Annotated in this window: 11 protein-coding genes; 3 read left to right on the plus strand and 8 right to left on the minus strand. The window is 58.6% G+C overall.

Annotated elements, in window-relative coordinates:
• Positions 1-230: 230 nt before the first annotated feature.
• From AC1DXO_RS23585 to AC1DXO_RS23605, 5 genes are all read right to left on the minus strand, one after another.
• The gene (locus AC1DXO_RS23585) at positions 231-899 is read right to left on the minus strand and encodes a UPF0149 family protein (RefSeq protein WP_476980657.1); all 669 of its coding nucleotides are present in this window, start codon (positions 897-899) and stop codon (positions 231-233) included.
• A gap of 246 nt (positions 900-1,145) precedes the next feature.
• Positions 1,146-2,981, minus strand: coding sequence for a translational GTPase TypA (typA, locus tag AC1DXO_RS23590; RefSeq protein WP_476980658.1), 1,836 nt, complete (start codon positions 2,979-2,981; stop codon positions 1,146-1,148).
• Positions 2,982-3,120: 139 nt separating this feature from the next.
• Positions 3,121-3,498: a DUF5615 family PIN-like protein gene (locus AC1DXO_RS23595; RefSeq protein WP_476980659.1), complete on the minus strand. Its 378-nt coding sequence runs from the start codon at positions 3,496-3,498 to the stop codon at positions 3,121-3,123.
• A gap of 17 nt (positions 3,499-3,515) precedes the next feature.
• On the minus strand, positions 3,516-4,145 hold the full coding sequence (locus tag AC1DXO_RS23600) for a DUF433 domain-containing protein (protein ID WP_476980660.1): 630 nt from the start codon (positions 4,143-4,145) through the stop codon (positions 3,516-3,518).
• A gap of 258 nt (positions 4,146-4,403) precedes the next feature.
• Entirely contained in the window at positions 4,404-4,790 is a 387-nt protein-coding gene (locus AC1DXO_RS23605; protein WP_476980661.1) for a hypothetical protein, read from the minus strand.
• A 206-nt stretch (positions 4,791-4,996) separates the two neighbouring features.
• Between AC1DXO_RS23605 and AC1DXO_RS23610 the strand changes: the two genes are divergently transcribed.
• The 3 genes from AC1DXO_RS23610 (at position 4,997) to AC1DXO_RS23620 (ending at position 7,006) form a co-directional block, all read left to right on the plus strand.
• Complete coding sequence (locus AC1DXO_RS23610) at positions 4,997-5,509, plus strand: hypothetical protein (protein ID WP_476980662.1); 513 nt, start codon at positions 4,997-4,999, stop codon at positions 5,507-5,509.
• A gap of 533 nt (positions 5,510-6,042) precedes the next feature.
• The gene (locus AC1DXO_RS23615) at positions 6,043-6,348 is read left to right on the plus strand and encodes a hypothetical protein (RefSeq protein ID WP_476980663.1); all 306 of its coding nucleotides are present in this window, start codon (positions 6,043-6,045) and stop codon (positions 6,346-6,348) included.
• On the plus strand, positions 6,311-7,006 hold the full coding sequence (locus AC1DXO_RS23620) for a glycoside hydrolase (protein WP_476980664.1): 696 nt from the start codon (positions 6,311-6,313) through the stop codon (positions 7,004-7,006). The genes AC1DXO_RS23615 and AC1DXO_RS23620 overlap by 38 nt, the downstream gene beginning before the upstream one ends.
• On the opposite strand, the gene AC1DXO_RS23625 is transcribed toward AC1DXO_RS23620, so the two are convergent.
• The 3 genes from AC1DXO_RS23625 to AC1DXO_RS23635 all read right to left on the minus strand — a co-directional run bounded on the left by AC1DXO_RS23625 (position 6,997) and on the right by AC1DXO_RS23635 (position 12,925).
• Positions 6,997-8,478, minus strand: coding sequence for a glycerol-3-phosphate dehydrogenase/oxidase (locus AC1DXO_RS23625; RefSeq protein WP_476980665.1), 1,482 nt, complete (start codon positions 8,476-8,478; stop codon positions 6,997-6,999). The two genes, AC1DXO_RS23620 and AC1DXO_RS23625, sit on opposite strands and share 10 nt — an antisense overlap.
• A complete protein-coding gene (glpK, locus tag AC1DXO_RS23630) occupies positions 8,475-9,968 on the minus strand; it encodes a glycerol kinase GlpK (RefSeq protein WP_476980666.1) in 1,494 nt (497 codons plus the stop codon). Before glpK ends, AC1DXO_RS23625 begins: the two co-directional genes overlap by 4 nt.
• Before the next feature lie 68 nt (positions 9,969-10,036).
• The gene (locus AC1DXO_RS23635; protein WP_476980667.1) at positions 10,037-12,925 is read right to left on the minus strand and encodes a beta strand repeat-containing protein; all 2,889 of its coding nucleotides are present in this window, start codon (positions 12,923-12,925) and stop codon (positions 10,037-10,039) included.
• Positions 12,926-14,576 lie beyond the last annotated feature (1,651 nt).

Consider the following 14,576-nt stretch of genomic DNA (forward strand, 5'->3'; position numbering starts at 1 on the left):
ACGCAACGCGAATATGGCGATCCTGCTTATCATCAGCACTATGTTTTCGCCAGCGCGCTTCCATTGACTGTCGAGCTATTAAGCGGCCTGTAAGGCCCCCACCACCACCCGATGCGAAGACATTCGCCATCGCTTTCGCGCCGGCTTGGTCCTCGCTCGGGCGGTCCCCCGCCCCGCTCACGGGGCGGTATAACTTTCGGCGACCTCTGCGGCGGCCGACGGGGCCCTTCCTAGGCAGCGCCGCAGCACTTCTTGAACTTCGCGCCCGAACCGCAGGGACATGGATCATTGCGTCCGACCTTGGCTTCTTTTGTCGCCTGTGTCCTTTTGCGGTATTTGGCGCCGGACAGCACGTCGGTACATTTGACGATCAGATCGGCCGCATTGGCCAGGATTTCGGAGTCTATCGCCTCGGCCGGAAGCTCGACATCCGTGCGTCCATGCGCCCACAGGCGCAGCAAGGCTGTCGTGGCCGTTGCGATGTCGAGATTGCGGCTATTCGTCAGGCGCTTCCAGGTGTCGCTGCGCAAGGAAAAGGTCAGCGCAAAACCGTTCAGCCACGGACGCCATTCGACACCATCGGGCTCATCTTCACTGTAGCCATAGATTGGATTGTAGATTCCCGCCCGCATTTCCTGCTCGATCTCGGCATGACGCTCCCGGATCAACTCCACGACTTCGGCCGGCGCAGGCTCATCATACGATCCGTCCGGGTCTTCCGGAATCAGAAGGCTTGCCTTCGAAAGCCATTCGTCTTCGTCAATTTCGTCCGGACATATGGCGACGCCAGCCAAAATACCGTCGACGACCATGATCGGCAAGCCGCCCGCTTTACTCAAGGCGCGGTCGAGGCGATCAGAGATACCTTCCAGATCGGTATAGGCAACCTGTTGCACCATGGTGCAGTCCTCCCGGCAAGGCAGCGGAATCACAAAAAGGACGCCGACCATAGCAAGCGCCGTCCCTGCCCCAAAAGAAAAAACGGCCCCGTCTCCGGAGCCGTTCTTAGGTTCATTATTCCACTATCGGCATAAGCGAGAGATTTGAGTCGTATAGCAGGAGCCGAGCGCCGCAGGTACACGTAGTACCTGCCAGCGATGGCGACGCACTAGACGGCGGCACGGGCCGCCCCGCAAAGACCTCGATTATGCGTCGGCCTTGACGCGCTTCTTGCGGAAGCTCGGGTTCAATTCTTTTTTCCGCAGACGAATGCTCTTCGGCGTCACTTCGACCAGTTCATCGTCGTCGATATAGGCGATGGCCTGTTCCAGGGTCGGACGGCGCGGCGGCGTCAGGCGAATGGCTTCGTCCGTGCCCGAAGCGCGGATATTGGTCAACTGCTTGGTCTTCATCGGATTGACATCGAGATCGTCAAAGCGCGAATTCTCGCCGATGATCATGCCCATATAGGTCTTTTCGTTGCCGCCGACGAACATGGTGCCGCGTTCTTCCAGCTTCCACAGGGCGAACGAAGAGGTTTCGCCGTCGCCGTTGGAAATCAGCACGCCCTTGCGGTTCTGGTCGATCAGGCCCTTGTAGCTTTCATAATGCGAGAACACGCGGTTCAGCACGCCAGAACCGCGCGTATCGGTCAGGAACTCGCCCTGATAACCGATCAGCGAGCGCGACGGGCTCTTCAGCGTGATACGCGTCTTGCCGGCGCCCGACGGGCCCATGTCCTTCAGCTCGGCCTTGCGCGCCGACAGCTTTTCGATGACCACGCCGGTATATTCGTCGTCGACATCGATCATGACGTCTTCGATCGGCTCCAGCTTTTCGCCAGTGGCTTCATCCGTCTGGAACACGACGCGCGGACGCGAAATGGCGACTTCGAAGCCTTCGCGGCGCATGTTTTCGATCAGCACGCCCAGTTGCAGTTCGCCACGACCGGCGACCTCAAAGGCGTCCTTTTCTTCCGTTTCGGTGACGCGGATGGCAACGTTCGATTCGGCTTCCTTCAGCAGGCGCTCACGGATGATACGCGACTGCACCTTGGTGCCTTCACGGCCGGCCAGGGGGCTGTCGTTGACCGACACGGTCATCGAGATGGTCGGCGGATCGATCGGTTGCGCCGGCAGGGCTTCGACCAGTGCCATGTCGCACAGTGTATCGGCCACTGTCGCCTTGGACAAGCCGGCAATGGCGATGATGTCGCCGGCTTCGGCTTCTTCGACCGGCTGGCGCTTCAGGCCGCGGAAGGCCAGGACCTTGGTGATGCGGCCGCGTTCGATTTCGTTGCCGTTGCGGTCCAGAGCCTTGATGGCCAGGCCGGGAACGGCCTTGCCCTGGGCGATCTGGCCGGTCAGCAGGCGGCCGAGGAACGGATCGGATTCGATCAGCACGGACAGCATCTGGAAGGGCTGGTCGGCCTTGGACTGCGCCTTGGGCGCCGGGACGTGATCGACGATCAGGTCGAACAGGGGCGCCAGGGTATCATTGGGCTGCGCCATATCCATGGTCGCCCAGCCGTTCTTGCCCGACGCATAGATGTGCGGGAAGTCGAGCTGTTCGTCGGTCGCGCCCATGGCGGCGAACAGATCGAAGGCTTCGTTGTGGACGCGGTCGGGATCGGCGTGCGGGCGGTCGACCTTGTTGAGGCACAGGATCGGACGCAGGCCCAGCTTCAAAGCCTTGCCCAGCACGAACTTGGTTTGCGGCATGACGCCTTCTTCGGCGTCGACCAGCAGCACGCAGCCGTCGACCATGCCGAGGATGCGTTCGACTTCACCGCCGAAGTCGGCGTGGCCCGGGGTGTCGATGATATTGATGCGGGTGTCGCCGGCCTTGCCGTGCCACATGACCGAGGTGCACTTGGCCAGGATGGTGATTCCGCGTTCGCGTTCCTGGTCGTTGCTGTCCATGGCGCGCTCGGTCTGCGCTTCATTGGCTCGGAAGACGCCCGACTGGGCCAGAAGCTGGTCGACGAGTGTGGTTTTGCCGTGGTCGACGTGGGCGATGATGGCGATATTACGCAGGTTCATAAGGGGCCTTTAAACGCACAAAAGCCTCTCTGCTGCGAGAGGCCATGGGGGTGTCATATGTCTGAATCGGGCGGTGTATAACCGAATCCGGGGCATAAAGCCACCCCACACGCCGATTATTTTTTGCGGATGCGAAGAACTATCGATTAATAATCACGCGGCCTTCATGAACCTCAATGTAAACCCGCGCTTCGACGGCTAGCCGTTGATGTATCTCGAACTCAACCAGATCGATCACTTCAGCTAGTCGACGCCGAGTTTCTGGACCGGCATCACAAATCCACAGCAGATGCACGTCTCGGAAGGCTTGGCGTTGAGAATGCCTTCCCCTTTGAAAGGACCTGAAATCAGTATCCTGCGTCAACAGTACCAACTTCCCGACGATCGCTGTCTGAGCTACCATGGGATCAGGGGTATCAGGTGGTAATACATTGCGAAGCCGCGTCACAATATGATTACGCGCCTCCAACAGGTCGCAAACATTTTCGTTGCAGTTATGGTCAGCCAGAAAATCCAATCGTCTCCCCGGCCCCCTCAGGCCGCGTCCAACTGACGAACGGCTGCGATATCCGCGAGCGTCAGATCCGGATAAGCCTTTATAATTTCAGTGTCCGAACTTCCGGCCTCAATATAAGACTTGACGGCAGACACTGGTATCCTGGTGCCTGAGATACGCTGTGCGTTGTGAAGCACAAATTTGGACCTCTCAACCTTCCCAACTGTTTCTGCCGATCTCTGACGGAGATCGATAGCCTTTTGACGCAAGTCCTCAATGATAGATTTCAACGGTATGAGAGCAATCTGACCGTCACGCGGAGCGACTCCCTGTCCCTCAGGGCCCACTACAACGACGTCCCCTTTCAGAACAGAAAGTTTAAGCTCGGACCACGGTCGGGATGTAATGTGAGCCAGCTTGTCGGCGACTTCCCGAAGCTTGGAGAGACCTATCCGGTAATCTTTTCGCAAGACGGCGAGAGTTTTCAGGCCAACAATGTCGCGAAAGGAGTAAGCACGGCTGTACGGCAGACGTCTGTTGGCTTCAGCATACTCAGGTGGGAAGAAAGCGATCTTGTCCCATTCAGCCAGTTGGCCAACAGACAATCCCGTCAATCGCGCGGCCTGTTCGGCACTATAGGCAGCGATCACATTATCTAATTTTTCCATCGCCTCCCATCCTGTCAGTTGTTAGCCAGCGTCGCACAGATATCATTTACACCATAAATGGTAAACGTGGTCATTTTATGCTAACAGCAATGACCCATCCCCCAAAATTCCGGCCATGAATTTGCAGGGTCCCCGAAAGAGGGGATGACCAATACGCAAGAGCAAATTTTCGGAACGGCAGATCATAGCGATGACCAGTGAACACGACGCTGGACTCCCCCTGCAACGTGCACCGCAGGCAGGACGAGTTGAAAAGATTCACGGACTGGGAACGACAGCGACCCTGATCTTGTCGAAATAATCCCGGCCGTAGGCCACCAGCTGTCCCTCCGTCGGATGGTCGACGGTTTCATAACCGACAATATGGTTCACCAGGGCCGGACGGTGGTTGGTCACATAGTGTTTGAATTCGCTCAGGCCGGTATGACCGCCAGTGACCAGAACCTGATCCAGTCCGGCCAGGTCATCGCACACCGCAGCGAAAAATTCGTGCGTATGACGGACCTCGCTGTTGTGCTGGCGGGTGGATTGGGTGCTGGCTTCAAGAAAGCGGGCATGATGCGCTTCGTCGTTCAGGCGTATGATCTTGGCCTTATGGCTATCGACGGTGATGACGGCACGGGAATAGGCGGGTTCTGTAGACATGACAGGCTCCTGTAAAACGGGGCGCAAGCCTTAGGCCTCTTTTCATCAGGATGTGATGGGGATTGTCGGAATGCGATCGGTGCGGAAGAACGCGGCGATAACTTATGTCCTTCGGTCTATAAACATAAGCAGGCCAGGCGCGCCGAACGTCCCGACATACCGTCGGTCGATCACCGGGCACGCTGCTGCACCTTCCGAAAGACCCTATGAAAACCGTCGCTACTCTGCTCGCCGTGTCCCTGCTGATGGCAGGCTGCGCGAAATCGTCACCTGATGTCGCCGTCAGTCCCGGCTTTACGTTCCGCACCCTCACCCAGAACCAGACCCTGCATACCGCCATGCCGGCCCTCAACCCTTGCGGCGCTGAACAATCGAACGCCGAGCGGTCATGCCCGCTGAAGGAAACCCTGATCGCCGGCGCCCAGTCGCAGGACGCCGCTGCCCTGTTCGACCAAAGCGGCTTTCGCGAGCTTCGGGTGTCGTGGGAAACGACTGATTACACTCGGGTCACCCACGACCTGACCCAAGCCTATGGCGAGCCGTGCAGCCTGGAGACGAAAAGCGTCAGGACCGCGCACTACACCACGGTCGACAATGTCATCACCACTTGGTGCTTTAGCGGTGGCCAGCTGACTCTGGAAAAATATGCCGATCAGTTCACGGTAACGCGGCTCAGCTACCTGTCCAGCCCACGCATCCCGAAGTCGGCCGACATCTGACGGCCAAGTTCGCAACGGTGCATGAAGGGTTGAAACCTTTCAAAATTACAGAGCCGAAATAGCCCTGCCCTATTGGGCCGCTAGACTGAAACCATAGGTATCCTCTCCCGACGATGCCTACTGACTTGGGACGCCGCGTCCGAGATCCGCGGCGTCCCTTTTTTATGTCCGAAGTTCCTGGTCACAGCCTGGTCAATGCGTCCCTTGACCGCGCACAGCCGCCAGATTACCCGTTAAAGAACTGACCGTACCGCGCCAGAGCGCAATCCGATAAAGTGGATACCACTTTTCGGTTAAATTGCGCGACAAAACAAAAAGTTAGAGCGAAATGACGATTCCATCTAAAGTCATTTCGCTCTAGCCCTTCGATCCAGACTGTTCCCAGCGGAGAACCCGATGCCTTTCTACGTGATCCGCGCGTGTGCCACGAAGGCCAGGCCGTTGAAAAAGGTCGACTTTGAACTGGCCCTGTCGCGCTCGGATGTGAACGGCGATCGTACCCGTCGCAAAGCCAGATTAATGAACGCGCCTCGGTGAAAGCCCTGCCGCATCACAGTCTGAAATCCCTGATGTGTGCCGGCCTCCTCGCCCTTTCGGCGTGCGCCTATGGCCCGCGGTCGTTTGCACCTGATCCCATGGCCGGAGCGGAAATGCCGGACTATCCGCGGCACATGGTCACCGCCCCGCCGGCCTTGCTTGGGCTCGATCCCTTTTACGCCAAATACGCCGATGCCGAGGGCATTCCTGTCACGGGCTCGGCAAAGGTGCCGGATACGGCCATACTGGCGGCGCGACATCGTCATGTCCATGCTGGCGCAACGCCCCGACGTACGCGATGAACTGATGGCCCAGGGTGTACGCGTCGGCGTCATGGCGATCTCGGAAACGACCACCGACATGCCGGAGCAACACGACTGGAAAAAGCCCGCGATCGATGATCCACGCCTGTCGAAATGCGATGTGCGCGACTATGCGACGACCATCGGCCTGCAGAGCGACCGCCAATACTGGGCGGCCCGCGCTCGCGGCATGGGCGGACGCTTTACCACCGGCGCCGCGGAAAACCTGATGGGCGTCCCCGGCACGCGTTATTACGGCGAAAACATTCTGGTCCACGAATTCTCGCACGCCATCATGGAAGCCTTGCGGATCACGGACCCCGCCCTGATTGCCCGGCTCGAAACCGCCTACGCTCATGCGAAGGAGAAGCGGCTGTGGCAAGGCGCCTATATGGCCAATACGCTCGCGGAATACTGGGCGGAGGGCACGCAGTTCTGGTTCAATTCCAACAAGGCCTATATCACCGATGCCTTGACGGTGGTCGAGTCCGACGACTTCGCGGCTCATGATCCGGAACTGGCCGCCATCCTGTCCGAGGTCTACGGCCAGAACCACCGCATTGCGGCGGACATCTATTACAAACATCCCGCTCGCATGAACAGCGCCCGCATAAACCTCGACGCCGCCGGAAAAGCCGTCAATGACTGCTATTCCTGAAGCGTATCGGCGATAATCTCCGCCACGCGCGCCGCGCAGGCTGCGGCCGCCCGCGCATCCAGCAGGGTGGCGCGCAGCCGTCGCGCCAGCACATCCTCGACCGTCCTGGCCTGCTCATAACGCACCGCCCAGCGCACTTGGGCCTCGACATAGGGCAGGTCCGGATGGAGCAGAACATCGGCGCCCGGCAAGGCCCTGACCGCCGCCGCATCGCTGCCATAGACGCCCCACGGCTCATCGAGCGTACCGTCCGTCCAGCCGTGCAGCTGCAAGTCTTCCGTAACGCACGGCCGTGCCGCCAACCCGCCGACCTCGGCTGCCCGGTCGATCGTATCCTGGCCCATCCGGCGATAGGTCGTCCATTTCCCGCCGGTCAGAGTTACCAAACCGCTGTCCGACACCACAATCACGTGCTCGCGCGATAGTTCCTTGGTATCCGCCACCGATCCCGCCTTGACCAGCGGCCGCAGACCGGCAAACACACTCAAAATATCGGCCCGTGTCGGCGCCGGATCGAGATAGTCCGCCGCCGTGCGCAGGATAAAATCGATCTCTTCCTCAAGCGCCTTTGGTTCCAGAGAAATTTCCGCGACGGGTGTATCGGTGGTGCCGATGACGGTGCGGCCATGCCACGGCACGGCGAACAGCACCCGGCCGTCCGAGGTTCGCGGCACCATGACCGCGCTGTCGCCAGGCAGAAATCGCTTGGCGACCACCACATGCACACCCTGGCTGGGCGTCAGCATGACATCGGCGTCGGGCTCATCCATCCGCCGTACACCATCGGCAAAGATGCCGGTGGCATTGATCACCACCCTGGCCCGCCCGTCGTGCATAATCCCGCTTTCGTCGTCGCGGAAGGCCACACCGGTCACCCGGCCGTCGGCCTTAAGGACCGCTGTCACCGGCGCCGCATTCAGCGCCACGCCGCCGTGCGCCTCGAAGGTTCGCAGCAAGGTCACCGCCAGCCGGCTGTCGTCGAACTGGCCGTCGAAATAGAGAACGCCGCCCTTCAGCCCTTGTCGTTTCAGGGTCGGCGCCCGCGCCAGGGCCTCGCGCACGCTCAGGAAACGGCTGGGCTTAAGTCCCAGCTTTCCTGCCAGCAGGTCATAGATCTTCAGGCCCACGCCATAGAAGGGCAACCGCCAAGCCTGATAGACCCCGATGACAAAGCCCAGATCGTGGACCAGATGGGGCGCATTGCGCTTTAGCACGCCGCGCTCGTGCAGCGACTCCTGCACCAGATGGATATGGCCCTGCGCCAGGTAGCGGACTCCGCCGTGGACCAGTTTGGTGCTGCGGCTGCTGGTCCCCTTGGCGTAATCATGGGCCTCCAGTAACAGGGTCCTGTATCCCCGCGTCACGGCGTCGACGGCGCAACCCAGGCCCGAGGCGCCGCCACCGATGACGATGACGTCCCATGGGCCCGCTTCTGTCGCCGCCCGGACGGCCTCAGGCCTCGGATCGGTCATGCCTGCGCCCAGCCAGCGCTGCGCCCGACCGCCTTGCGCCACAGGCTCATGCGGCTTTCGCGCATCTCAGCATCCATGGCTGGCTCGAACACCCGGTCGACCTGCCAGTGGGCGGCCACCTCCTCGACCGAAGACCACACCCCGACCGCCAGCCCGGCCAGATAGGCCGCGCCCAGGGCTGTGGTCTCGATCACCTTGGGCCGCACCACCGCCACGCCCAATATATCGGCCTGGAACTGCATCAGCAGGTCGTTGCACGACGCGCCGCCGTCGACGCGCAATTCTTTCAGGGCGATCCCACTGTCCTTTTCCATCGCCGACAACACTTCGGCCGACTGAAAGGCTATTGCCTCCAATGCCGCCCGGGCGATATGCGCCTTTGTGCTGCCGCGTGTCAGCCCCAGAATGGACCCGCGGGCATACGGATCCCAATGCGGGGCGCCCAGCCCGACAAAGGCCGGGACCACATAGACTCCGCCGCTGTCCGCTACCGATGTGGCCAGCCCCTCGACCTCGCTGCTCGAGCGGATGATGCCCAGCCCATCGCGCAGCCATTGGATCAGCGCGCCGGCGACGAAGACCGAGCCTTCCAGGGCATAGCTGCGCACGCCGGCGATTTGCCACGCCACCGTCGTCAAAAGGCGGTTGCGGCTCGGCACCGCCTCATTCGCTGTGTTCATCAGCATGAAACAGCCGGTGCCATAGGTGTTTTTGGCCATGCCGCGCACGTTGCAAGCCTGGCCGAAGGTCGCCGCCTGCTGATCGCCCGCCATGCCGGCAATCGGTATCCGCGCCCCGAAAAGACCCTCCGCTGTCTCGCCATAGCGCTGCGAACACCCCACGACCTCGGGCAGGATCGCCCTGGGCACATTCAGAATCCCAAGCAGTTCATCGTCCCAGGCGCCACTATGGATATTATAGAGCAAGGTCCGTGAGGCATTGCTGGCGTCGGTGATATGCAGGGCGCCACCGCTCAGATTCCACACCAGCCAGCTGTCGATCGTCCCGAAACACAGCTCGCCGCGCTCGGCCCGCCCCCGCGCCCCCGGCACGGTGTCCAGTATCCAGGCGATCTTGGTGCCGCTGAAATAGGCGTCCAGCCGCAACCCGGTCAGCCGTTCGAACAAAGGCTCATGACCGGCTTCGCGCAAGGCATCGCACATGCCCGCCGTCCGCCGGTCCTGCCAGACAATGGCGTTGTGGATTGGCTGACCCGTCGCCCGTTCCCACACGACGGTGGTTTCGCGCTGATTGGTAATGCCGATGGCGGCTATATCGCCGCCGCGCAGACCGGCCCCGGCAATGGCTTCCTGGGCCACACCCATCTGGGTGGCCCAGATCTCCATGGCGTCGTGCTCGACCCATCCCGGTTGCGGGAAGACCTGGCGGAATTCCTTCTGCGCCACCTTCACGATGCGGCCTTCGCGGTCAAAGACGATGGCGCGACTGCTGGTCGTGCCCTGATCGAAGGCCAGTATATGAGTCGTCATGGCCCGAGCTTAGGCCGCCCGATCCTGCACGCAACTGACAATTTCGCGAACGCGGCGTCGCAACACCGCTACCACACCATATGGCTCAGCACATCAGACTGCGCCGCACCGACAATCGTTACCATATTGCCACCGCCGAGATTGATCACGGTATCACCACCGACCTGGCTGAAGGTAATGCCGGCCCTATTGACCACGCCGTGGGCGAGAGCATGAACATTGATCCGGTCGTTCTGCGCCACGCTGAAATCACTGACGATATCGACACCCGATCCGACGCCGAAGACGAACTGATCCGCCCCAAGCCCGCCGTTGATAGTATCGTTGCCGCCGCCACCGGTCAGCAGGTTATTGCCGCTGTTGCCGGTCAGATGATTGGCCAAGCCATTGCCGACGCCGTTGATATTGCCGGTCCCGGTAAGGATCAGGTTCTCGAAATAGTCCTTCAGCGAATGGGAGACCGATGCGCGCACCTCATCGACGCCGCCGGCATCGCCACCGCCCAGCAGTTCCGAAATCCCCATATTGGCGTTGTCGACGATATAGGTGTCGTTACCGCCGCGTCCGTAAAGCTTGTCCGCGCCGCCACCGCCCATCAGGAAATTTGCGCCGGCATTGCCGTAGATCGTATTGGCCAGGGCATTGCCGGTACCGTTGATGGCGCCTGAACCCGCCAGAGTCAGGTTTTCGACATTGTCACCGAGCACGAACGATACGGCCGACTGGACCGTATCGGTACCGGCGTTCAGGCCTTCGACAACGAGATCGCCGAGGTTTTCGACGATATAGATATCGTGCCCGGCGCCGCCGGACATGGTGTCCGGTCCCGATCCGCCGTTCAGCGTATTGTTGCCGCTGTTGCCATTCAGGACGTTGGCAGAGGCATTACCGCTGGCATTGATATGCTGCGGCCCGGTCAGGGTCAGGGTCTCGATCGACGAGGCATTGCTAAGCGTCCACGACACGGACGACAGCAACATATCCGTCCCTTGGCCGTTCAGTTCGATGACGACATCGCCGGCATTATCGACCGTATAGGTATCGCTGCCCTGACCGCCAATCATCGTATCCGTGCCCAGACCGCCATTGAGCGCGTCACTACCGCCCAAGCCCGTCAACTGATTGTTGCCCGAATTGCCGGTCAGACTGTTGTCGCCACTCGTGCCTGTGCCGTTCAGCGCTGCCGTTTCCGTCAGGATCAGGTTCTCGATGTTACCCGACAGGGTGGTGGTGAACACGGTCTGGAGGGTATCGTTACCTTCATTGGCCTTCTCCATCACCAAGTCGCCGGCATTGTCGACCATATAGGTGTCGTCGCCCAGGTCGCCGGTCAGGCTATCGGCGCCGACGCCACCGTCCAGCCTGTTGTTGCCGCCATTGCCGTTCAGCGCATTGTTGATGGAATTGCCCTTGGCATCGATATTCGCCGTCCCCGTCAGGGTCAGCACCTCGATATAGGTCGCCCCTATAGCATAGCTGACGCTGGCCAGCACGGTATCGGTACCCTGGCCATTGCTTTCGGTGCAGATGTCGCCAGTATTGTCGACGATGAAGGTGTCATTGCCCAGCCCGCCGGCCATCGTGTCGGCGCCCAATCCACCGTCGAAATAGTCATTGCCGGCTAGGCCGCTAAGGTAATTGTCGATGGCGTTGCCGGCAATAGTATTGTTGGAGGCATTTCCTAAACCATTGATCGCTGTATCGCCAGCCAAGATCAGATTTTCCAAATGACTACCAAGACCGAGGTCGTTGCTAGCTATCACCGTGTCAATACCGCCCCCGGCCGCCTCGATTATAACGTCGCCATTTTCACTTACCACATAAGTATCGTCGCCCCCTCCGCCGGACAGGGTATCATTGCCGAGACCTCCGGTGAGGAAATTGGCCTCCGAATTGCCGGTAACAACATTGTTCAGGGCATTTCCAGTCCCGAAAACCGCCGAACCTATCAGGTTCAGGATCTGAACATTGTCCGGAAGAACGAAATCGACCGTCGATACGACTATATGCGCCCCTCCTGGCGTCGGAACGAAAATCCGATCGCCGGGATCATTAACATAGTATGTTTCTGCGCCTTGTCCGCCGTACACGAGATCGGCGCCAGCGCCACCGTCGATCACCAGGATGTCTGTCGTATCGTCCTGTCTCACGGTAATGACGTCATCACCATCCCCCCCGTCGACATCCTTGTTTCCCGCGCCAATGTAGATAATGTCGCGCCCAGTCGTCCCCACTACGTTCATATCGCCATCGCCGGCATCGGCGTAGTCGTATTCACCTGAAATGAAGAAGGTTGGAAGATTGGGGTTTGAATTCAGAACAAAAAGATCGGAAGACGCCGGAAATAAATTCGGACGTTCCACCGTCGCCGTCCGTCCGAGCCAAACAGGATTATCCAAGAATACAACGCACTCGATACGATACAGCGCGCCAATTTCGAATCCGAGTTGGGTGCTCAAATGATAAGCACCGGAGTTGCTGTCGAACGTGGCTTCGCAAAATGTCGACAACAATGGCAGCGCCAGAAAATCGGTACCCTCACCGCCGTCGAACACCCGGTTCGCATTCGACAGCCAAAGGCCCATATCAGTGACGGATATTACGTCGTTGCTGTTATTATTGCCCAGAATATAGTCGTCATCACCGTGAATCCCAATGCTGGCGCTGAACTCTACCTCATACCGCGAATCGCCATAGTCGATTGGCGAAGTGTTGTTGCTGTTGCCAGCAGGCCGACCGAGTGCGATATGCACTGGTGAACCGCGATAGATCAGATTCCCGATAAGCGCCTTCGCCAGTTCAGAGGTATGAAAGGGACTATCGATATCCCGGGCAAATTCAAGTAATTTAATAGTGTTCTGCACATACAGTGCGGAATTGTGCTCTGCGAGCGAGACCATACTGCCAACGTCGCTATCGATATAAACCGAAGCGCCTTCGCGCGGCTTGGGGCGCATGCTTGCAATCAGAAACGCAATTCCAGTTGCAACCGTTCCTCCGTAAACTGATGTCAGCACCGCAAGGATATCGTCTCCCAGGGTTACGTCACCCAAAATTGGCACTAGGTCATTCGTATTAATAAAGTTCATGATGGCGTTATCAGGGGCACTGACCTCGGAACCTGGTGAACCATCCGTGAAGGCGCTAAACCAATGATCGGGCGCGGCCGCCCACGTCGCTAAATCCGCGCTAAAGTATTCCACCATACCCGCGCCAAGGCTGTGGCCGGAAACCAGAACCTGCTCAACATTCGTGTGATCATGCAGAAATGTTTTGATGGCCTGAATTAAGGGCTGAAATTTGTCGTAGTGCCTTTGAAAGTCAGGATAGTTGGCCCAATCCGCGTATTGATCTGTGCCGCGAAATATAACGGCCAGAGTCCTCTTACCATCGACCGTCCCCGCCAATACAAGAGCAGATGCCTCCGGTTTGTCACCGCCAAACAGCCACGGCCATTCGGAGGTGTCAGTAGCCCTGTAAAGACCGCCGGACATGACGAATTGTAATGTTCCTGTGCCATCGGACACCAAATTCGGAGCATACCATTGCCGTGCTTCTGCGAACGAAGAGACCTGGTCGAGAGCGGGATCATGGAGATCTTCCGCTGCATGGCTCAGTGGTGCATTGGGGCCGTACACTTCGTCAGCCAACCGTAGCATCTCTACCGCAATATTGTCGTGAAACAGTTGCACCTGGGGGAAGATATCAAATCCCGTCCGCCATCCGTTTCCCACCTCCCCATCGGGCCGGTTGAAGTCGTCGAAAAACGTGCCTGACTTCGACGTTATAGTAACATCGTCCAATGTCGCTACAACTGTCGAAGCGTGGTCCTGAATAATCGCTATCGATGAGTTCGTGCGATCCAAAGTATGGGCGTCGAATGCGAAATCGAATTTGTTACCGCCGCCTGTAATTGTGCCGCGAATAGCGCCGTTGGTACTGAGCGAAACGGAAAACTTGATCGAGGCACCGAACTGAAAATTCGACGACATTCGCCCAATTGCCACTCCATTATATAAAAGATATACTCTTGAGTCTGAGTAATTATTATCCCCCCTTGCTATCTGAATCCCCAGACCCGAAGAATAATCTCCGGCACTCCCAAATAGTATTGTCGTTACGTACCGCCCCAACAGATCGGGGTAGTATCCGTTCATCTGCGTCAAGGTGCCGGCTATGTTTACCGTTCCGCTAAGGTCGGTCGGCCGCGACAGAAACGACCACCCGGTCACCGTCGCGCGATGATTGGATATAATGAACATGCCGTCATTTGGCACGGTTGATGTCGGGCCATCGGCACCGATTTCCGCATGTGTCGCCACGTCCAGCATCGCCCAGCCTCCCGCCCGAATGCCGCGAAATATGGATAGCAAATTTACCCGGGGTTGAACAGGCCGAAACCTGCACCGAAATACTTTGCCATTGGCGACATCATAATGGGCATCGACGCTCGGCTTGTTTAGCGAAGATTTTCGCATTACGGCCAGCAAGATTAACAAAACACAAATACATAACGTTAATTTATATTTATAAGTATTAAATCATATTAACTTAATACATTTCAAATTATTGGTGCAGTAATTGCTTATAGAAACGCACTTGTCGCGA

This window comes from Asticcacaulis sp. P2_C5, from assembly GCF_056404555.1.